Origin of the sequence: Haloarchaeobius salinus (assembly GCF_024464185.1) — an archaeon.
Taxonomy (GTDB): domain Archaea; phylum Halobacteriota; class Halobacteria; order Halobacteriales; family Natrialbaceae; genus Haloarchaeobius; species Haloarchaeobius salinus.
Genome location: NZ_JANHAU010000001.1, coordinates 1,093,213 through 1,113,306, shown reverse-complemented (window position 1 = coordinate 1,113,306; position 20,094 = coordinate 1,093,213). Strand labels below are relative to the sequence as shown.

Below are 20,094 nucleotides of genomic sequence, written 5' to 3'. Positions count from 1 at the left end.
GATGGATGGCTGGAGGGCAGTGCACCGGGAAGCGGGTGCGCTGCGGGGACCCTGTCAGGGGGACAGCGGGTTGGGCAGTGCCCCGGACGCAGGGCGGTGGGGTTGGGTCGGTGGGCGACCGACACGCATCGTGGCAACGACTGACGTGGGGTCGGCTTCGGCCCGGAGGGCCGGAGCGCCACGGGGCACACCTCCACGTTGTATCCGGGGGGCCTTTCAACTATCCCAAGCTCAAAAACCGGTTTTACCCACCGCCCACGGCGCGTGTGTTTGTCCATGTGGGCCGTCGGTCGACCGTGCCCGGCGACACCCAGAGATCGCGTCCGTCACCGTCCACGACGGCGACTGCGCCGTCCGGCTCGACCGCGAGAAGCTCGTCCGGGGCCGGCGGGCGTGACCGCCGGGATGCCGTAATCGGTATAGCAATCGCCCGTCACGTTCGTCGTATGGGTGCCGATGACGTAGGCGAGGTGCTGAAGCTTCTCTCGAAGCGCCGGCCGTTCCTGGCGTCGCTGTACGACGAACCGAAGGAGAAACCCGAGCTGGCGGCCGACTGTGACGTCGCCCGCTCGACGGTCAGTCGGGCCATCCGCGAGCTGGAGATGGCCGGGCTCGTCGACCGCGGCGACGAGGGGTTCGAGCTGACCGTGTCGGGCCGGCTCGTCGTCGACCAGTTCCACGGGTTCGAGCACGCGGTCGAGGCCATCTGCGGGGTGGACGAGTGGCTCTCGACGCTGCCACGGTCGGACCTCGTCCCGCCCGAGATGTTCGTCGACGGCGAGGTGACACAGGCAGACATCCACGCACCGGACAAGGCGATGCAGGAGACTGTCGACCTGGTCTCGACCGCCGAGCGGGTGCGTGGCGTCTCGCCGGCGGTCCACGGCGCGTACGTCGAGGCGTTCAACGAGCGCATCGAATCGGGGGGCCTCGAGACGGAACTGGTGTTCAGCGCGGACGCGTTGACCGAGCTCGCGACGACGTACGCGGACTACATCATGGAGGACGCCGGCGGCGTCACCATCTACCAGATCGACGAGCTCCCACCGCTCGGGCTGATGCTCGTCGACCACGAGGACGGGACGACCGAGGCCAGTTTCGGCATCTACACCGAGAACGGCGTGCAGGCCGTGGTGCGGAACACCAGCCCGAACGCGGTCGCATGGCTCCGCGATGAGTTCGAGTCCTACCGCGAGCAGGCGACCGAGATACAGCTCTGAGCTACAGCCGGGCGTAAAGCAGGTGTCCGTCGGTTCGAACCTCGTAGCCACGTGCCTCAAGGAGGGACTGGATCTCGCCGGTGTTGTCGGCGTCTCCTTCGCCACAGTCGACGCCGATTTTGTGCACGGTCAAGTCGCCCATCCCATCGAGGACATGGTGTTCGAACCCTTCGGCGTCGAGCTTCAGGAAGTCGACTTCGTCGATGTCCTGGTCGGCGGTGAAGCGTTCGAGGGTTGTCACCTCGACCTCGACGTTGCCGTCCTCCGTAAGGTGAGTGTCGGAGCGGTCAGCTTCGGTCGCGATGGACATCGTGCCGGCGCTGGACCAGAGCCCGACCTCGTGGGAGTGTACGTCGTCGCGGTCGGCGACGTTGTGGGAGAGGCAGCTGAAGGTCAGCGGCTCCGGTTCGAGCGAGTAGACGGTGTCGACTAGTGTGTCGGCGTACGCCGCGAACGTGCCGACGTAGCCACCGACATCGACGACCACGTCGTCGGCCTCGAGTTCGATGAACCCCGGCAGTTCGTACCGGCGGACCATCCTGTCATTGCCGAAGCCGACGGTGAGTATCCTGACGACTGTACCGTGTTTCAGGTTCGTCGCGTTGCTCGACACGTCCGGGAGCGCGTACGTCCGCTCGCCGTCGACTTCGAGCCACCAGTGACCGTCCCGATGGCGGAGGTGGCCAGGCCGGAAGTTTGGCACTAGCGTGGTCGTCAGTCGGGAGACAGAAGGCAGGACCAGGCGAGAGACAGCCTCGTTTGCGACGACGGACCGCCAGAGAGCGTGCTTCGCGAGCTTCAACGGATATCGCGCGGCTCGCATCGCGAAGTCGCCCCCTGGACCGGTCGGCCGGACCCGCTCCTCGGTGGAGTGTTCAGCGCTGTGTTCGTAGTTGGTGCCTGGGGTGCTCATAGCACCTGCTACCTGTCTCGGTCGCATAAACCTCGCAACGATATCGCCCGTCGACTCGGCCCGTGACCCACATCTCGAAATGACCGGAGGATTAAAATAGGACCTCTGTTGGCCACCGACCTATTTCACGGCGGCCGTCTTCGCGTCGTTCATGTCCAGCGACGACGACGACCCCACGGTCATCGCCATCTGTGGCAGCCTCAGGGACGGTAGCTACACCCGACGGGCGCTCCGTCACGCGTTGTCGGCCGCCGAGGACGCCGGCGGAGCCACCGAGCTGGTCGACCTCCGCGAGTACGACCTGCCGGTGTACGATGCCGACGTCGACGAGGCGGGCGACGTGCCGGAGCTGACCCGGACCGTACGGGAGGCCGACGCCGTCCTCCTCGGCACGCCGATGTACCACGGCTCGTACGCCACGCCGCTGAAGAACGCGCTCGACTACTGCGGCTTCGACGAGTTCGAGGACAAGACCGTCGGCCTGCTCGCGGTCTCCGGCGGCCACTTCCCCGTGACCGCACTCGAACACCTCCGCTCGGTCTGTCGCGCACTCAACGCCTGGGTCATCCCCCATCAGGCCGCCATCCCGCAGGCGTCCCAGGCGTTCGAGAACGGCGAGTTCGTCGACGAGAGGCTCGCGGAACGCGTGGCGACGCTCGGGACACGAGCGGTGGAGTACGCCAACATCGAGCCCGACCCGGCCTCGTTCGAGAGTCAGGAGAACGTCGGTGCGGAGTGATGCGTTGGTCTGGAGACGGCCGAGTGGACGGTCACTTTGTCGGCGGATCCGCGCCACCCGGTTGGTCCGCCGATGTCGACACCTACCGGGCCCAGAGTTTACATTGATTGGAAACTCCCGATGCCGAAACGCGACCACCGGCCCGAGAGAGTAACGTCTTTAGTGTCGGCTCACGCGGTTCCGTGCAGATGCACGCCATCACGAACAGCGGGTGGGTGGAGGTCATCACGGGCAGCATGTTCTCGGGCAAGACCGAGGAGATGCTCCGACGCCTCCGGCGCGCCGAGATCGCGGGCCAGGACGTGGCGGTCTTCACCCCCGCGCTCGACGACCGGTACGGCACGGACACCGTGGGATCACACGAGGGCCGGAGCTGGGACGCCGTCGCCGTCGAGTCCGAGGGCGAGGGCGTCTGGGACATCGTCGAGCAGTTGAACGGCGAGCAGGTCGTCGCCATTGACGAGGGCAACTTCTTCGACGGGACGCTCGTGGCGGTCTGCGACCACCTCGCCGCCGAGGGTCGCCGGGTCATCGTCTCCGGGCTCGACCAGACCTACCGCGGCGAGCCGTTCGAACCGATGCCCCAGCTCTTCGCCACGGCGGAGTACGTCGAGAAGCTCCAGGCCATCTGTGCGGTCTGTGGCGAGCCCGCGACGCGGACACAGCGATTCGTCGACGGCGAGCCCGCCCACCGCGACGACCCGACCATCGTCGTCGGTGCGGAGGAGTCCTACGAGGCGCGCTGTCGCAGCTGTCACACGCTCAGGAGCGACTGACATGACCCAGTGGACCGAGGACCCGGAGGGCGGGCGTGCCCGTGGCCCCACCGGGCTGGCCCGCGCGTGGTTCGAGGTGCTCGTCCGGCCACGGCGCTTCTTCACGAACGGAATCGGACCCTCGGACCAGGCCCCGGGACTCGTGTTCGCCATGGTCGTCGTCCTCGTCGAGGAGAGCGTCCGGTTCGCGCTCGTCGACGACGCCTACCCGATCATCGCGGGGAGCGAGCCGCTCTCCGCAGCGCTCTGGCTCGGCGTCGCGGTGCTGCTCGTGGCTCCGGCGGCGGTCCACCTGCTCGCGGCGCTCCAGACCGTCCTGCTCGCGCCGTTCGCGCCCGGCCGCGGCGGCGTCAGCGAGACCGTCCAGATACTCTGCTACGCGACCGCACCCTGCGTCGTCGCGGGCGTCCCCGACCCCCACGTCCGGTCGCTGGTCGGCGTCTGGGCCATCGGGCTCTACGTCGTCGGGCTGACCGTCCGCCACGACCTCGGCCTGCAACGGGCGGCCGTCCTCGGGATCGTCCCGGCCGGCGTCGCCTTCGGGATGGGCTTCCGCGCGTTCCACGCCATCGGCGTGCTGCTCCGACAGTGGTACATTATCTGACCTGTCCGAAGAAGGAGAAGGTTTTCAGGGAGCCCGCCACAACGCCCGACCGATGTCAGCCCTCCACTCCGTGCTCTCCGCCGTCCGCCAGTTCCTCTTGGACCCACGAGCGTTCTTCGAGGACCGCGGGACCGCCTCGACACTTCCCCTGGCGGCACTCGTCGTCGTCGGGCTCGCCATCGCACTCGCCGTCGGCGTCACCATCCTCGGCGGCATTCTCGCCGGTACGGTCGACGGGACCGTGATGGTCGACAACCCGGACCGGCCGCCCCAGGGCATCTGCGACGCCTTCGACAACGACTCCCCGGCCACCGAAGGCTGCGAGGAGCCCGCCGAGATCGAGCGCGACGCCGGCTCGCTCGTTCGGGAGGCAGCCAACGGGTTCCTCGGAACGGTGGTGGTCGCCCCGTTCCTGCTCTGGCTCGCGGGCGGCGTCACGGTGTACCTGGGAGGACTGCTCGCCGGTGGCGACACCAGCCTCTCGGGTTCGTTCTCGGTCGCGGGCTGGGCCGCAGTTCCCGAGTTCGGACGGCTCGTCGCCGGGATCGCCATCCTCCAGTTCGCACTCGCGGACGTGACGATCACGAACCTAGAAACTGCCCCCGAAGCGGTCAGGACCGCCATCGCTCCCGTCGAACCGTACATCGCGCTCGCGACGGTGCTCACCGCCGCCTGGCAGCTGTACATCCTCTCGGCCGGGCTCTCCATCGAGGCGGACATCGACCGCCCGAGGGCGGCGGCCATCATGGGCGTTCCCCTCGCGCTGTTCGTGCTCTCGACGCTGCTCTGACCAGCGGTCACCGTGGGTCGTACGAGACCCGGTAGCCGTCGTCGGTCTCCTCGACGCCGGTGACATCGTAGAACCGGATGCGCCGCTCCTGCTTCGTCCGCACCGGGAACTCGTAGTGCTCGGCGTCGTAGCCGAGCGTGTCGCCCTCGTCACGACAGTCCTCGACGAAGCCGCGATGGCGGTCGAGCCGGTCGTCGACCAGCGCACTGGAGCGCGCCGGCAGGTCCTCGAGCCGGTCGTCGAACGCGGCCGCGAAGCCCGCGTCCAGCTCGTATCCGTGGGAGTTTCGACCGGCGAGCATCGCCGCCAGCGTGGTCGTCCCGGTGCCCCAGAACGGGTCGAGCACGGTGTCGCCGTAGATGGAGTACATGTTCACGAGCCGGTAGGGGAGCGCGAACGGGAACGCGGCCGAGCGGTCCCGGACCGCGTCGTCGACGTGCCGTTCCTGCGTGGCCCCGGTGAGGTCCGTCCAGACGTCGGAGAACCAGTCGTTGCGCTCCTCCCAGAAGTAGGCGCTCTCGTACCGTCGGTCGGCCCCCGGTTCGAACTGCCGGGTGTCCGCCCCGTTGCGGAACACCAGCACGTACTCGTGTTCGAGGGTGACGTAGGCGTTCGTCGGGAGCATCCCCGAGCCCATGAACTTGTTCGCCTTGTTCGTGGGCTTGCGCCAGAGCACGTCGGGCAGCGGTCGGAACCCCAGCTCGCGCATGTCGGCGGTCACGCGGGCGTGGTTCGCGTACTGCGAGAAGCTGCCGTCGAGCGTCCGGACGGCGTCCCCGACGTTGCAGCAGACGATGCCGCCGGGGCGGACCACCCGAGAGAGCTCCGCCCACACCGCCGCGAGTTCGTCGTGCATCAGCGAGAACGCCCGCTCGCCGTCGCCGGCGTCGAGCGCGTCGCCGACTGCCGGGTTCAGCGACGCGAACGTCTCGTCCCACATCTCTATCATCGGGTACGGTGGCGACGTGACGACCAGGTCGACCGAGTCGGTCGCGAGCGTCGTCATGTCTCGGGCGTCGCCGACGGTGCAGGCGTGTTCCGTCTCCATCGCGTCGTCGCCCGGTTGCGCCGTTCCGGACGTAAAGCTGTGCATCCCGGCGACGCAACTATCACCTGCGGTATGTTTATCTACTCATACGACGTACTACTGTTCGGTTAGAGCCATGATGATACCGCTGTTCATTGGGGGAATCGGCGGCCCGGAGATCGTCCTTATCTTCCTGCTGGTCATCCTGCTCTTCGGCGCGGACAAACTGCCGAAGCTCGCACGATCCAGCGGTGAGGCGATGGGGGAGTTCCAGAAGGGTCGCGAAGAGGTAGAGCGCGAACTGAAGGCCGCGAAGGAGTCCACAGTGTCGACGAAGTCCGACGCGGACGAGGTGTCCGCGAACGACGTCGAGGACATCGAGACGACGACCGACACCGTCGACGACGTCGACACCGACAAGAGCGCCTCGCTGGCGTGAACGCAGGCCGATAACGGACGACCGACGACCGCGCCAGCTACCACGTCGAAGGGGGGAGACGGCGACCGCGACACCACGATTTTGCAACAAACTATAACTCTGTGACACTCCTCGTACGGTCCAGTGATGTCAGGGGACGACACCGAGCAACCGACGGTCCTCGTCGTCGACGACGAGGAGAAGCTGGCCGACATGTACACACTCTGGCTCCGGAACGAGTACGACGTCCGGACCGTCTACGACGGCGAGGCGGTCCTCTCCAATCTCGACGGGGTCGACGTCGTCCTCCTCGACCGACGGATGCCCGGCTGCTCCGGCGACGAGGTCATGGACCGACTCGAACGCCGCGACGACGACCCCGCCGTCGTGGTCGTCACCGCCGTCGATCCCGACTTCGACATCCTCGAGCTATCGTTCGACGACTACGTCTGCAAGCCAGTCCAAGCCGACGAGCTCGTCGCCGTCATCGAACAACAGCTGACCGCTCGCGAACACGGGGACGACCTCCGACGCTACCGCCAGCTCGCCACCAAACGCCAACTCCTCGAACTCGAACACGGCCCCGGCGTCCTCGAGGACACGTCCGACCTGCGGGCGCTCCGCGACGAACTCGAACAGCTGGAGGGCGAACTCCGACGGACGCTCGACGACTTCGACGCCCTCCTGGAGTCGTTCCAGCGGATCAACCGCGGCCCCGGGCGGACGCGGCGGTGACCGGCGGAACGGCTGCGTGACGGCGTCGCCGGCGCACTCGGGTCAGGTCTCGCGACGCTCGACCCGCATCTCGAGACCAACGGCGGGATGCGCCGTCGGCGTCGGCAACAGCTCCAGTGCCCCGAGCGGGTCGTCCTGGAACGCCGGTTTCCGGAACGTGTCCGCCTCGGAAACGAGCACCCGCTCGATGGTGGCCGGGTCCGCGATCATGTACGTGTTCAGTGGCCCCATGTCGAACTGTGCGATGCGTCCGTACGACCCTTCGAGCGCCGTCAGGAACGCGAACGGGTCCTGTGCGTAGCGCCTGCTGCTCCCGAACACCGGTCGCCCGCTGGGCCCGGGTGGCGTCTTCGACATCACCGCCGGTAGGGACTGGACTGACACGACCGTTCGCACCTGCGAACCCGGCACGACCCGCTCCGTCCCCTTCGACGCTGCCGACTCTCAAGCGACAGGTCGGTGACCCACGACCGTGCGGTTGTCGTCGGCTGATGGGTTCGGGTTCGACCAGGGGCGATTGAGCGCTTGCGCCAGCAGCTCGGTGAGGAACGGCTCGGCCTGCCCGCCGGGTGCGAGGTACCCCCGGCACGTGTGGCTGCTGTCGGTCGCGACGTCGCAGTCGCGCTCGCCGTGGATGGAGCCAAGAACGAGGTGCATGAGTTCGTGCGTGACGACGAGGGGCCGGGACTCGCTCGCTCGGACCACGGCGACGTTCCCGCCGCTGGACCCGAACGCGACCACCGCCGGGGACCCGACGTCGAACGCCGAGACGACGACCAGATTGACCACACCGTCTCCCGGTGGCTGGCCGTAGCGCCGCTCGTAGAACGCGTCGAGGTCGGCATCGTCGAAATCCGTGCCGAACTCGCCGTCGAGTTCCGTGCTGTCGAGGGTCCGAACGTGGAGGTGAACGCCCGACGTGTTGCCGGGGTTCTCAACGGGGAATCCCGCCCACGTCGACCGCATGTTCGCCAGTTGTCGTTCGCTCAATCGCTGGTCGTCTGCGACGGAAGTGGCGTAGACCACGTCGACGACGACGTCCTTCTCGGTGGGGTGGAGTTCGGGGAGGATCACCCGCGGATGATGGCCGATGGCCTGGCTCCGCTCGACGAAGTCGGAGATGCCGTCCCCGTCGGTGTCGACGCTCACGGGGGTCGTGTCCTGGTGGTGCGCGCAGGTGGTCGCGACCCCTCCGTCGCCAGTCCGGCGTTGGGCGGTCCCGGTCGAACCGGAGTGGGCGCGTCGCGGCGTGCAGTCGTCGATGGGGTCCGCGCTGCTCGCATCCGCGGACGCCGCTGGCGCGACCGCCGGCGAGCTGTTCGACGCGCCACTGGCGGCCGCGATAGCGCGTGCGTCCGCCGTCGTGGACGCGGCTGCGATGTGGACGACCGGCCCGTCGCGGGCGATCACGTAGGACAGTTCCGGGGTGTGTTCGGTTCCGGGAACCCTGTAGACGTCGTCGTCGTGCGTCGCGTCCCGATTCTCGAGTACTGCACGCCAGGCGTTCGCGAACTCCCTTGCGTCTCGCTCGTTCGCCCAGCGCGTCGACCAGGACGTCGCGATACCGTCTGGGCGCTGGAACGTCCGCATCGAATCGTTCCACCACCCCGTGCTCGCGGTGGCCGCTCGTTCGTACGCGATTCCGTTCGTCCGGAGCGTATACCGGATGGTGAGCTCACCGACGCGGTTCCGACTGTTCGCCGTCCAGCCGGCCGGAGCGGGCGCGGAGACTGCCGGTCCTGGCAGGTCCCAGGTCGTGTTCGGATGCATCACCTCTGCGGTCGTGTCCGGCGGATGGGCGACGTGTCCGTTCCAGTGGTCTTCGGGGACGGTCTGCAGGTATCGAGCACCGTAGTACCGCGTCTTGTCGAAGAATCCGTGCGTCCAGTCGCCGCGTTCGGTCGTCCTGTTCCGTAGCGAGAGCGGGTCCCCGCCACCGGCGTCGTACTCCTGCCAGTACCGGTACGCGGTGAGGGTGGCGTCGCCTTCGCTCAGCATCATGCCCGCGAGGTCCGCGTCGGTCGTCTCGGTGGCTCCCGTTCGCAGGTGTTCGTTGAGGCCGTGTTGTTCCTGCAGCGTGTGTGCGAACTCGTGGACGAGGAGTATCTCGAAGGAGTCGTCGGCGATGCGCTCGTAGGCGCTCTCGTTCGCCACGTTGACCGCGGTGGCTCGCGCCATCCCGGCCGCTGCGAGCCCCCTGAGGGGCACCGGCTCCGAGGAGTACAGCTGGAGGGCCTTCGTCTGGGGTTCGCCCATGCCCGCGGCGTCGTCGGGGTAGTCGAAGGGGTCACCGACCTGCATCCGCTCGTTGGTCTCGGGGTTGACGATGTCGATTCCGTGGACGGAGACGTTCACCTGTTCCCGTGCGGTCAGACCGCGGAGTGTCTCGACACGCCGGTATATCGTGTCCAGGGACTGGTTGGGCTCGAAGTTCGTCCCGACAGCTCGGGGGTCGGGCGGATCCGTCACCCCGGTCGACGCTGTGACCGTCGGCACCGCCGTCCGAGTCGCAGGCGTGCCGACAGTCGTCGGTTCGACGGTACTGTGATCGGTGGCCCGGTTCGGCGGCTCGGTGTCCATCGGCGTGGACGTCGTGTCGGCCTCCGGCTCGCCACTACAGCCGGCGAGGAGGACGAGGCACCCGAGGAGGACGAGAATGGTTCGGAGACGGGGCACGCCACGTGGTACCATGGACCGACGTGAAAAGCTGCCGGAAGGTTCTACCGGCGTTTCACCAACCATGAGGTCCCCCGGAGCGACGCGAGTACGCCTACCCTCTCGGGCTCAGGGCTCGCTGAATCCGATAGCCGGACCGGCGTTCGACGATGAGGCCCGTGACTGCGGTACTGCAAAGCGAGGTGACCCGTGGCCGAAGGCCAGCGCGCGACCGTTGAGCAGCCTTCGAAGAGGGACCGCGACGCGATAACCCCCCGAAGTACGGTCTCGACGAGCGCTCCCGAACGGGCGAGACGAATGCGGAACTCGGTGCGGCCCCGTTTCGACGGACCCAACCCCGGCGAGCCCGTCACCTGCGTATGGATCAGCCGACCGACCCGGCGAGCATCGACGCGGCCGCCCCGCCGTCGAGCGAAACCACGACCGCGACGTTCGGCGCGGGCTGTTTCTGGGGCCCCGAGGCCCGCTTCGGCGCGCTGCCGGGCGTCGTCCGAACCCGCGTGGGCTACGCCGGCGGGGACACGGCAAGCCCGACGTACCACTCGCTCGGCGACCACACCGAGGTCGTCCAGGTCGAGTACGACCCCGAGGAGCTGTCCTACGAGGCGCTGCTGGAGGCGTTCTGGGACTGCCACACCCCCGCCGCGACGGGCAAGCGCCAGTACCGCAGCGTCGTGCTGACCGACGACGACGAGCAGGCTGCCGCCGCAGAGCGGGTCCGCGAACGCGTCGTCGCACGGACCCACCGCGCGGTCGAGACGGCCATCGAGCCGCTCGACGCCTTCACCCTGGCCGAGGACTACCACCAGAAGTACGAGCTGCGGTCGACGCCTGTTCTCGGGGACGAGGTCGTCGACCACCTCGGCGATGGCCTCGTCGACTCGACCGTCGCGGCGCGACTGAACGGTTTCGTCGCGGGCCACGGCGACGGTCGCCAGCGCCGCGCGTTCCTCGCCCGGCTCGACCTCCCGCCGACCGTGCTCTCCGAGGTCGAACGGCGGCTCTGACCACCGTCGGGCCGTCTTTCCCCCGATATGCGCGTGGTCGGCTTCGGGCGGGCCTTCTCGCGGACCCGAAGCTCCTCGGCCGAGATACCGAACCGCCTCTCGGCACTCACGCTGACCACCTCTCGGATACGAGAACCGCACGACGGCGAGGGGCCGCGCCAAGGAACTTACTGGAATAGGATTTCGACCGCCAGAATCGCCAACCCCGATTCCGCCGATTCCGGCCGCGAGAGCGGTCGCTACGGCGCGTCCGCTCTTCCTTCAGAAACGGTGAGAATCTTAGTGGGTTGGGGCAGATTTGAACTGCCGACTTCCTCCGTGTGAAGGAGGTGTCATAACCGGACTAGACCACCAACCCGCGACACCTGTCGCTACCCGGTTCCGAAACTTAAGGGTTGCCTTCCGGGTTACCGGCTGATGGGCATTCCGCCGAGGCGGTCGCGGGCGCTCACGCCGACCTGGCGTGCGCGCTCGGTGCGGGTCGGTTCGGGCTCTGGTTCCTCGACGCCGCGGTACTCGTCGATGCGGGCTTCGACGCGTTCGCGGACGGGTTCGAGCTCCATCTCGACGCCAGCATAGAGTTCTTCGGCGGTACGTCGGGCGTGGTAGCGTGCGTCTCTGAAGTGGCGGTTCATAGACGGGAGTACGCCGGAACGGGCTATAAAACTGTCGCCAGTAGAAGGTCAAAACCCGCCGTCTTTAGGCCAGCCAAAACCGGTGGCTTTTTGTAATTGTTAGGCAGACCTAAAACTGCGGTCGGCGAGGAATCCACACCGTGCCACAGCCGCCGTCTGGACTCCCATAGCCATAGAAAGTCATGCCACAGGCGCGCAGAGACGCGCCAGGGGACCGTGGGCATCACCCGGACCCCGCTCCTGCCTGTCCCGCCGACCCACCGTTTTCGCCGTGGCCCAAGGGTTTACCACCGAGAGGGGTCACTCCCGAGTATGTTCGAGCGGTATCCGATCCCGACGCCCTTCCAGGTCGGCCCGATCAACGCCTACCTCGCCGGGCGCACGCTGGTCGACCCCGGCCCGGACGGCGAGGAGGCGTGGACCGAGCTCCTCACGGCGCTCGAGGAGAACGACCTGAGCCCCGACGACGTCGAGCAGGTGCTCGTGACCCACCCCCATCCCGACCACTTCGGGAGCGCCCACCGGTTCGCCGAACGCGGCGCGACGGTGTACGCGAGCGATCCCTGTGCCGAGATCGTCGGGGACTTCGCGGGCCGCTGGGCGTACGAACGGGAGTTCTTCACCGACTTCTTCGAGCGCAACGGGATGTCCGCGGCGACGGCCGACACCGTCACCGAACTCCCCGAGGCGTTCCTCAACTACGCCCCCGACGTGGACGTGGACGTGTCCCTCGCGGCGGGGGACACCGTCACCGTCGCGGGCACCGAGCTCGCGGTGGACGAGGTCACCGGGCACGCCCTCGGCGAGCTGACGTTCACCTACGAGGACGACGACGGCGACAGCGTCTGTATCGTCGGCGACAACGTCCTGCCGGACATCACACCCAACCCGTTCCTCCAGCCGCCCACGGAGCCCGGTGGGGAGCGCCCACGCGTCCTCCCGCGTTACAACGACTGCCTGGAGCGCCAGCACGACGCCGGCTACGACCGACTGCTCCCGGGGCACCGTGACGTCATCACCGACCCGTCGGGCCGCATCCGGGAGATACTCGACGCACACGAGCAGCGCACGGACGACGTGCGCGAACTGCTCGACGGCCCGATGACCGCGGTCGACGTGATGGCGGGCCTGTTCGAGGACCTCCCCGTGACCGAGCAGTTCTCGGGGATGAGCGAGGCTATCGGGCACCTCGACGTCCTCGAAGAACGTGGCGTCGTCGAGCGCACCGAGCGTGGTGGGATGATCGTCTACGAGCGTGCCTGAGCTGGAAGAACCGACTGCTCAGTCGTCGTCGCTCTCGTCGGTATCATCGCCGTCGTCGTCCTCGTTGTCGTCACCATCGCTGGGGCCGCCGGCTCCGTTGCCACCATTCTCCCCGTTCCCGGCCTGGAACGGACAGTTCGACTTCTCGACGACCGTCCGGGTCAGCGTGACGCCCGTCCCACCCTCGCTCTCGAGTTCGACGGTGACCGCGGACACCGGCGAGTCGTAGGGCTGGTTGAACATCACCTGCCCGCCGGGGGCGACGGTCTCCTGGCCATCCGTGACGTCCACGTCGTTCACGTGCTCGACGGTCAGGGCGCTCGGGAGCTGGTTCGTCACCCTGACCGTTACCGGCGTCTGGGTCCCCTGGTTCGGGTTCGCCGACGTGTAGCAGGCCTCGACGTTCACGAGCGCCTGGTCGTCCTCGACGACGCTGACCGAGACGCCTCGCTCGGCAGTCACCGACGAGAAGCCCGCACTTCCGGTGACGAGCGCGGCTGCTGCCGCCACGGCGAGCACGGCGCTCAGCAGCTTGAGGCGTGTCATCCCTCCAGTTCCGGTGGTTCCCCGTCCCCGCCGAGTTCGAGCTCGGCGACGTAGTAGCGGTGGGCCAGCGCCGAGCAGGCGAACGAGACCACGATGAACACCATCCAGGCGAACTCCGGAAGGACGGTGAAGGGCGTCACGTCCAGCCCCACGCCGGCCACGAGCGCCACCGAGACCGCCGAGAGCCCGAGGTAGTACTCGTTCCAGGGGATCTCCTTCCCCCGGACGACGTCCAGGTAGAGGTCCACGTCCGCGAGCGCGGGCGTCGGCTCGACGACCCCCCGGTCCTTGTCGAACTCGACGACGCCCGCGTCGTCCATCATCGGCAGGTGCTGCTGCTGGAGCGCGGTGTAGACCCGCTTGCGCTCCTCGTAGCCCACCTCCGCCAGTTCGACCTCGTTTTCCCAGGCCGCGATCTGCTCGGCCATCGGGCCGAGCTCCAGTCGCTCCGCGTCCTCTCGTTTCATGACGTGCACCGCGTACCGTCGGCGGTGGTTCGAGAGCACGTCGAACAGCTCGTCCTCGGAGACACGTGTGGAAGGCTGTGCCTCCTCGTCCCCCTTCGCTTTTGCAACCCCCATACGACAGGTGTCCTGTTAACTCGCTAGCACAAAAAGGTGGCCGACTCTTCAGCGAAACTATCAGTTCGCGGGGTGGGTTTAGCCCATTATTAGCGGCTTACGGGGACGTTTAATCGGGAGATATCGACGGTTTTAACGGCTCTATCGGCGTTTGATAGGCATCCTCTGATTTCGGTGGCGGTTCAGTCGGCTAACCGACGGTTGTGCGTGGTCGATACCAAATCGCCGCGCTTCAGACAGGGTCAGAGGGTGCTTCGGACCGGGTCTGAACGAGACCTGTCGAATTTAACGACTGTGGCACCCTCTCTCAGGTCACTCAATACAGTAGGGGTATGTCCCGTGGGGTTGGAGTGAAGCGACCCGGTACGGGCCGGCGTCACCCGGGGGGAACTGGGGGACGTGCGCTCGTGGGTGGTCGCTCGAACGAGGTAGAACACGACCATGGAACGACGCAAGTTCATCGCAGGGGTCGGATCGCTCGCTGCCGGCGGGGCAGCCGCATTAGGTACTGGGGCGTTCACGAGTGTGAGTGCAACTCGAGATATCGACGTTGAGGTTGCTGACGACGCAAGCGCGTACCTTCGGCTTGAGGGGACCGGTGGCGCTAACTCCGAGTACGTGACCGACGATGGGGACGGTGGAACGCTGGCCATCAACCTGGATTCCAGCAACGCAACTAGTGCTGGTGGTGACGGGGTCAACCCCGATGCAGTTACGCAAATAGATGACCTCTTTGTCATCGAGAATCAGGGAACTCAAGAGGTTGACGTCAGTCTCAGCAAGACCGGAGACAATAGCTCTCTGGTGAAGTTCTACACTGACAGTAACGCCTACGACGGAAACTCGATTGGAAGTAACTCAGTCACCCTCAGTACTGGTAGCAGTGTCACTGTCAGTATCGAGATCGACACGGAAGGTGAAAGTGTGGGTGACGGCGACGAGCTCCTCGATTCGGTGACCTTCGACGCTGACGCCACCTAAAGGGACCTACTATGAATCGTAGAAAATTCGTGTTGAGCCTCGGAGCTCTCGCCGGAGGCGGTGCGGCAGCAATGGGTACCGGTGCGTTTTCCAACGTAGAAGCCGAGCGTGACATCAGTGTCACCGTCGCAAACGACGCGAGCGCATATCTTGGTATCCAGCCCGGCGATGGTCCGAACGGAAACTACGCTGACACGACCTCGAACGATGCACTGGCAATCAGCCTGACCGACGATAATAACAACATCGGAAGCGGTGTTGCCGGTGGGGAAGGTATCAACACCAATGCTGTCACCAGTATCGGTGACATCTTCAAGATTCAGAACCAAGGGACGCAGGAAGTCGATGTCGCCGTGACACCGTTAGCCTACGGTGATATTGATGGCCAGATTTTCCCACCGGACATCGATGGGGCCCTCGCAGTGCTCCTAGAACCACAAAACCCGGACGAGGTCGAGGTGGATATTGAATGGGGAGTTATCTGGCCAGGGATACCAGTCCCAGAGGAGGTTTCCTTCATCGGTATTAAAGGACTCAGTCCTGGCGATGAGCTCCGGTTCAATCTCATTGCACTGGCACTTCCATCCAGTGCAATAGGTTCAGTAGAGGTAAGCGACGAAATTCAGATAACTGCAAAACAGCCCTAAGGATATCATGTCAAACGAACCACCAACCCTCTCGACGTACGAGGACATGGCTGATGTCACGTTCGATCTCTCGGACACTGACATTAGCGAAGGTGCAGTAAACGCCGAATTGGAAAGCCTGTTCGAAAACTGACCGAGCGACCAACCAACTCAATATCGATTCTTTAGACAGACGAGAGGCACCCACTTTGGAACCTTGGCTGATTGGAACATACATCCCCCCTTGTTTCACATCATCCGAGTCGGCGGTTCGACTCCGCCGGTGGGTCTTCGCGGTGGTGGCACGGAGGATGGGAACTCAAAATCGAGCAGCCGACAGCACGGAGGCCGGTAGCAGTGGATAGCACCACCAAACTCCTCCTCACGACTCTCGCAACCCTCGCTATAGCCCTCGCACTCCTCCAGGGAACCGGCGCGGTCCAGCTCACCCAGGACGACGACATCGGCCAGTCCATCGTCCTCGAACCGCACCCGGGCCCGAACGGCCAGTACGCCTACTACGACGCGGACGACGAGCTCGCCGTCGACCTGAGCGCGTCGAACCCGAACGTCGAGGGCGACGGGCCGAACGAAGACGCGGTCACAGCTGTCCCGGCGGTGTTCACCATCACGAACGAGGGCGACAGCACGGCGCGGGTCTGGATCGAGTCCGGGCACCCGCTGGCGACGTTCACCGCGCGGGGCGAGCCCATCGAGGGGGCGGACGGGGCGGTCCACCTCGCGCCGAACGAGAGCGTGGCGGTGGGGCTGCGCGTGGTGTCGACCGACGACGTGCTCCCCGACGTGGTCGTCGACAGCTTCGAGGTGAACGCGGTCGTCGCCGCCGAGGGTGACGAGCGCGACCCAGCCACGGAGCAGAGTGACTCCGGCGACGGGGACGGAAGCGCGGCCATCGCGCCGTCGGACGGCACCACGACGACCGTCACGTCAACGGCTCCGAACCGCCGCGGCGTGACGGTGCTGGGTGGGAACGACCGCGTCTCGGTCGGCCTCGACGGGATGCACGTCGCGGGCGCGAACGTCACCCTCGACCGGGTCGCCTTCGCGGCGACCGGGAGCGTCGTCGAGTTCGACGTTGCCGGTCGGCCGGGGCCGTTCGGCGGGCTGCCCGGGCTCGGAGCGGACCACGTGCGCGCCGACGGGTACGTGCATCTGGACCGCGAGCGCGTCCCGGACTCGGTCGGCGACGCGACCGTGTACGTCAGCGTGGACCGCGACTACCTCGACTGGCGCGGGACCGACCCCGACGACGTGACGGTGTACCGGCTCGGGAGCGACGGCTGGACCGCGCTCGACGCCGCGATGGTCGAGCGTGGGAAACGGATACACTACGCCGCGAACGCGTCGGCGCTGTCGAGCATCGTCGTCGCGACCGCGCTCCCCGCCATCGAGGTCGTCGACGCCGGGGTCGGGGCCCGTGAGGTGACACCCGGGAACGCGACGACGATCACCGCCGAGCTGGAGAACATCGGCCGGGACGACGGGCAGCGGCGGGTCCCGGTCAGGGTCGAAGGCGACCGCGTCGACTCGGCGACCGTCGAACTCGGCCCCGACGAGTCGACGACCGTCCGCGAACGCGTCAGCTTCGGCGAGCCGGGCGAGTACGAGGTCTCCGTCGCTGGCGTCGACGCCGGAACCGTCGTCGTGTCCGAGCAACCACGGGACGGCGGGGACGGGCGCGCCGAGCAGGACCAGCCGGGGACGCCAGCCTCGCGTGATGAGGACCCGGACCCGGACCCGGCTCGCCCAGATATCTCACCCTCCCAGGACGTCCCCGGCTCGTCCGAGCCTGCGCTCGCGGTCCTGGCGGTCGTCACCGGGGCCACACTGCTGGTCGCGGTCGTGCTGGGTCGGCGGCTTGTCGGTCCATGAACCGGCAGCGGTCCCACTCCCCGGGACTATCATGGCGATACCTTTTCAGCGCGGCTGCTGACTGCTACGGGTGGGGGGAGTGACGCTGATGTCCACGTACCGTCGGTATCTCTCGTGGGGAGCCACGGTGCTGCTCGCGGTCGTCGTCGTCTCGCTGGTGGCGGGCAGTGTGCTCGGACAGCCGATACTCCTGAGCTACGTCGAGACGGGGAGCATGCAGCCGACGATGGACCCCGGCGACGGCTTCGTCGCGGTCCCGTCGGCGGTCGCGGGCGACGTCTCGGAGGGCGACGTGGTCGTCTTCCGGGCGGAGGAGGTCCAGGGCGGCGGGCTGACGACACACCGCGTCGTCGGGGAGACCGAGCGGGGATACGTCACACGTGGGGACAACAACCCGTTCACCGACCAGGACGGCGGCGAGCCACCGGTCAAGGACGCCCAGATCGTCGCGACGGCGCTGCAGGTGAACGGGCAGGTAGTCGTGATTCCGCATCTCGGCACCGTCGTCATGGGGTTCCAGGGCGTGCTGGAGACGGCCCAGATACGGCTCGCGACCCTGTTCGGGACGCGCTCGCTGCTCGGTACGCAGGGACTCGCGACGCTCCTGTTCGCGCTCTCGGCGGTCGCCTACGTGGTCGACTGGTACCTCTCGGGAGGGGGCGGCCGCAGCCGCGAGCGGTCGACGAGCCGTGACGACGGCACCTCCGCTCGGCTCGTGCTCGTCGGGTTCGCGCTGCTCGTCGTCGTCGCCGCGACCGCCGCGATGGTCGTCCCCGCGGGCACCCAGGAGTACGGGGTCGTCAGCGCGGAGTTCGACTCCGAGAACCCCACGGTCATCCGACAGGGCACGTCGTCGAACCTCACGTACGCGGTGCCGAACGGCGGGCTCGTCCCGGTCCACGTCTACCTCGAACCGGCGAGCGAGGGCGTGGACGTCTCACCGGGGCACGTTCAGGTCGACGGGCGGAGCCAGGCCAACGCGACGCTGACGCTCCACGCCGCCGACGACACCGGTTACTACCGCCGGTTCGTCGCCGAGTACCGATACCTTGGTGTACTGCCCGCGGGGACCATCGACTGGCTCTACCGGGTCCATCCCTGGGCGCCCATCGTCGCCATCGACGCGTTGCTGGGCGGGCTCGTGTACGTCACCGGGGTGGCAGTACTGGGACGCGGCCGAATTCGTGACCGTCGGCGCGGAGCCTCCGGGCCGTCCGTCCTCGCGCGACTTCGCGGTTGGCTCTAGTAGGACGGACTCTCCTCGGGGACACCCTCGCGCGCGTTGACCACGCGCGCCCAGACGAACAGCCCGTCCGACAGCCGGTTCAGGTACTGGATGGCGTCCTCGTTGGTCTGCGCGTCCGCTGCCAGTGCGACCGCGCGCCGCTCGGCACGACGACAGACCGTCCGTGCGTGGTGGAGCCGCGAACCCTTCTCGCTGCCCGTCGGGAGGATGAACGACTGCAGCGGCTCCAGCTCGTCGTCGTAGGCGTCGATCCACGCTTCGACCTGGTCGACGTGCTCGCTCGTGACGACCGGGTCGTCCTCGTCGGGGTCCGGGTTGGCGAGGTCCGCCTGGACCACGTGGAGGTGGTTCTGGACGCCTGCGAGCTTCTCGTCGATGTCGTCGTGGCCGGTCGGCCGGACCGTCCCCACGAGTGCGTTCAGTTCGTCGACGGTTCCGTAGGCCTCGATCCTCGGGCTGGTCTTCGACACCCGGGACATGTCCCGCAGGTCGGTCATGCCGTCGTCGCCACGGCCGGTGTATATCTTCACGTCCATCGGTTCGGGCGAGACCCACTTAACTCCGGGCGCGAACGGCCGGGACGGAGGTATTTCGTATCGTGCTTTTTGGTTTATACACTCTCGCACGGCCCGTATCGGGTCGCTTCGGGGAGTCCTCTGACCGAGCGTGAGGCGTCGAACCGGCCGACAGCCGGCGAGAGCGCACACCGCCCGAGACCCCTTCGAGCCGGGGCTATCGATGATGGGAGCACGAGCGTCACGGGGAGCCCAGACAGAACCGCCCGTTGCGGCCCCGTTCGGGCACCCAACTGGCCGGGGCGGGACCGGTCGGTCAGCCCCGTGCGCACCGGCGTGAAACCCACACAACGCGCGTGGCAGCACCATCGTACGCCGGGCGTCTGACGTAGATTAATGTGCTAGTCAACCGCATACAATGCTATGTCGCTCCCAGAGGGTCGCGCTGCGCCCGAGGAACTGTTCGATACCTTCCCCGAAGCATCGCCCGAGGAGGTGATGGCGCTGGCCGACACCGACCCGGAGACAGCGACCGACGAGGTGGGATCCGGGGCGTTCGACCGGTTCGTCGACGGCGTCTCCGTCGACAGGGTCGACCGGGAGCAGCGTGGTGCCGACGAGGAGCAGATCGATCTCGACGAGCTGTTCGGCTGAGCGCGGTTCGAATCAATAAAGTCCCGTCCCCTCGGAGAACATGGCATGAGTCTGGAGACGGAACACTACTGTCCCGACTGCGAGAGCGACGTCACCTTCTATCGCGCCGCGAGCACGCACGTCCACCTCGGCGAGAAGGTCAAGTGGCACTGCACCGAGTGTGATTACGGCTTCGTGAAGATCGACGGCAACGTCGACACGAGCGAGGCCTGATTCGGCGACCGACTTCTCCGCAGCTGCATCCCCGCC

The 20,094-nt window shown here is 67.0% G+C and carries 22 protein-coding genes, 1 tRNA gene and 1 pseudogene; 15 read left to right on the top strand and 9 right to left on the bottom strand.

Features of this window, described 5'->3' with window-relative positions; all coding sequences use genetic code 11:
* Positions 1-446 precede the first annotated feature (446 nt).
* Positions 447-1,220 (top strand): helix-turn-helix transcriptional regulator, encoded by a 774-nt coding sequence (locus NO345_RS05720; protein ID WP_256297275.1) that lies wholly within the window; start codon positions 447-449, stop codon positions 1,218-1,220.
* Between the two features lies 1 nt (position 1,221).
* On the opposite strand, the gene NO345_RS05715 is transcribed toward NO345_RS05720, so the two are convergent.
* Positions 1,222-2,133 carry an FkbM family methyltransferase gene (locus tag NO345_RS05715; RefSeq protein ID WP_256297273.1) on the bottom strand — a complete coding sequence of 304 codons (912 nt, stop codon included), beginning with the start codon at positions 2,131-2,133 and terminating at the stop codon, positions 1,222-1,224.
* A 151-nt stretch (positions 2,134-2,284) separates the two neighbouring features.
* Here NO345_RS05715 and NO345_RS05710 point away from each other — a divergent pair, with 151 nt between their 5' ends.
* From NO345_RS05710 to NO345_RS05695, 4 genes are all read left to right on the top strand, one after another.
* Positions 2,285-2,872: an NADPH-dependent FMN reductase gene (locus NO345_RS05710; protein WP_256297271.1), complete on the top strand. Its 588-nt coding sequence runs from the start codon at positions 2,285-2,287 to the stop codon at positions 2,870-2,872.
* 188 nt (positions 2,873-3,060) lie between these two features.
* Positions 3,061-3,648, top strand: coding sequence for a thymidine kinase (locus NO345_RS05705; RefSeq protein WP_256297269.1), 588 nt, complete (start codon positions 3,061-3,063; stop codon positions 3,646-3,648).
* Position 3,649: 1 nt separating this feature from the next.
* The gene (locus NO345_RS05700; RefSeq protein WP_256297268.1) at positions 3,650-4,252 is read left to right on the top strand and encodes a YIP1 family protein; all 603 of its coding nucleotides are present in this window, start codon (positions 3,650-3,652) and stop codon (positions 4,250-4,252) included.
* A gap of 52 nt (positions 4,253-4,304) precedes the next feature.
* Complete coding sequence (locus NO345_RS05695; protein ID WP_256297266.1) at positions 4,305-5,042, top strand: YIP1 family protein; 738 nt, start codon at positions 4,305-4,307, stop codon at positions 5,040-5,042.
* 7 nt (positions 5,043-5,049) lie between these two features.
* Here the strand turns inward: NO345_RS05695 and NO345_RS05690 are convergent, their stop codons facing one another.
* Entirely contained in the window at positions 5,050-6,090 is a 1,041-nt protein-coding gene (locus NO345_RS05690) for a DNA-methyltransferase (protein WP_256297572.1), read from the bottom strand.
* Between the two features lie 118 nt (positions 6,091-6,208).
* On the opposite strand from NO345_RS05690, the gene tatA reads away from it, so the two are divergent.
* The gene (gene tatA / locus NO345_RS05685) at positions 6,209-6,508 is read left to right on the top strand and encodes a twin-arginine translocase TatA/TatE family subunit (protein ID WP_438266759.1); all 300 of its coding nucleotides are present in this window, start codon (positions 6,209-6,211) and stop codon (positions 6,506-6,508) included.
* A 126-nt stretch (positions 6,509-6,634) separates the two neighbouring features.
* Positions 6,635-7,222 (top strand): response regulator, encoded by a 588-nt coding sequence (locus tag NO345_RS05680; RefSeq protein WP_256297263.1) that lies wholly within the window; start codon positions 6,635-6,637, stop codon positions 7,220-7,222.
* Positions 7,223-7,336: 114 nt separating this feature from the next.
* On the opposite strand, the pseudogene NO345_RS05675 reads toward NO345_RS05680, so the two are convergent.
* A pseudogene (locus NO345_RS05675) lies at positions 7,337-7,579 on the bottom strand (cytochrome P450); the annotation flags it as partial.
* Between the two features lie 87 nt (positions 7,580-7,666).
* Positions 7,667-9,898: a hypothetical protein gene (locus NO345_RS05670; RefSeq protein WP_256297259.1), complete on the bottom strand. Its 2,232-nt coding sequence runs from the start codon at positions 9,896-9,898 to the stop codon at positions 7,667-7,669.
* A 359-nt stretch (positions 9,899-10,257) separates the two neighbouring features.
* On the opposite strand from NO345_RS05670, the gene msrA reads away from it, so the two are divergent.
* Positions 10,258-10,905, top strand: a complete 648-nt coding sequence (msrA, locus tag NO345_RS05665; protein WP_256297257.1) for a peptide-methionine (S)-S-oxide reductase MsrA — start codon at positions 10,258-10,260, stop codon at positions 10,903-10,905.
* Between the two features lie 283 nt (positions 10,906-11,188).
* Here the strand turns inward: msrA and NO345_RS05660 are convergent.
* Positions 11,189-11,263 (bottom strand) — tRNA-Val (locus tag NO345_RS05660).
* Between the two features lie 49 nt (positions 11,264-11,312).
* Entirely contained in the window at positions 11,313-11,540 is a 228-nt protein-coding gene (locus NO345_RS05655) for a hypothetical protein (RefSeq protein ID WP_256297255.1), read from the bottom strand.
* A 312-nt stretch (positions 11,541-11,852) separates the two neighbouring features.
* Here NO345_RS05655 and NO345_RS05650 point away from each other — a divergent pair, with 312 nt between their 5' ends.
* A complete protein-coding gene (locus NO345_RS05650) occupies positions 11,853-12,803 on the top strand; it encodes an MBL fold metallo-hydrolase (RefSeq protein WP_256297253.1) in 951 nt (316 codons plus the stop codon).
* A gap of 18 nt (positions 12,804-12,821) precedes the next feature.
* Here NO345_RS05650 and NO345_RS05645 read toward each other — a convergent pair whose 3' ends face one another.
* Positions 12,822-13,349 carry a hypothetical protein gene (locus NO345_RS05645; RefSeq protein WP_256297252.1) on the bottom strand — a complete coding sequence of 176 codons (528 nt, stop codon included), beginning with the start codon at positions 13,347-13,349 and terminating at the stop codon, positions 12,822-12,824.
* Complete coding sequence (locus NO345_RS05640) at positions 13,346-13,930, bottom strand: DUF7344 domain-containing protein (protein WP_256297250.1); 585 nt, start codon at positions 13,928-13,930, stop codon at positions 13,346-13,348. The genes NO345_RS05645 and NO345_RS05640 overlap by 4 nt, the downstream gene beginning before the upstream one ends.
* Before the next feature lie 441 nt (positions 13,931-14,371).
* On the opposite strand from NO345_RS05640, the gene NO345_RS05635 reads away from it, so the two are divergent.
* The 4 genes from NO345_RS05635 (at position 14,372) to NO345_RS05620 (ending at position 18,676) form a co-directional block, all read left to right on the top strand.
* Positions 14,372-14,911 (top strand): DUF1102 domain-containing protein, encoded by a 540-nt coding sequence (locus tag NO345_RS05635; protein ID WP_256297248.1) that lies wholly within the window; start codon positions 14,372-14,374, stop codon positions 14,909-14,911.
* A gap of 71 nt (positions 14,912-14,982) precedes the next feature.
* The gene (locus tag NO345_RS05630; RefSeq protein WP_256297246.1) at positions 14,983-15,558 is read left to right on the top strand and encodes a hypothetical protein; all 576 of its coding nucleotides are present in this window, start codon (positions 14,983-14,985) and stop codon (positions 15,556-15,558) included.
* Between the two features lie 336 nt (positions 15,559-15,894).
* Complete coding sequence (locus NO345_RS05625; RefSeq protein WP_256297244.1) at positions 15,895-17,430, top strand: CARDB domain-containing protein; 1,536 nt, start codon at positions 15,895-15,897, stop codon at positions 17,428-17,430.
* 88 nt (positions 17,431-17,518) lie between these two features.
* On the top strand, positions 17,519-18,676 hold the full coding sequence (locus NO345_RS05620) for a signal peptidase I (RefSeq protein ID WP_256297242.1): 1,158 nt from the start codon (positions 17,519-17,521) through the stop codon (positions 18,674-18,676).
* Here the strand turns inward: NO345_RS05620 and NO345_RS05615 are convergent.
* Positions 18,673-19,206, bottom strand: a complete 534-nt coding sequence (locus NO345_RS05615) for a cob(I)yrinic acid a,c-diamide adenosyltransferase (RefSeq protein WP_256297240.1) — start codon at positions 19,204-19,206, stop codon at positions 18,673-18,675. The genes NO345_RS05620 and NO345_RS05615 overlap by 4 nt on opposite strands.
* Before the next feature lie 408 nt (positions 19,207-19,614).
* On the opposite strand from NO345_RS05615, the gene NO345_RS05610 reads away from it, so the two are divergent.
* Both NO345_RS05610 and NO345_RS05605 read left to right on the top strand, forming a co-directional pair.
* Complete coding sequence (locus NO345_RS05610) at positions 19,615-19,845, top strand: hypothetical protein (protein ID WP_256297238.1); 231 nt, start codon at positions 19,615-19,617, stop codon at positions 19,843-19,845.
* Between the two features lie 45 nt (positions 19,846-19,890).
* Complete coding sequence (locus NO345_RS05605; protein ID WP_256297236.1) at positions 19,891-20,058, top strand: DUF7838 family putative zinc beta-ribbon protein; 168 nt, start codon at positions 19,891-19,893, stop codon at positions 20,056-20,058.
* The last annotated feature ends 36 nt before the right edge of the window (positions 20,059-20,094 follow it).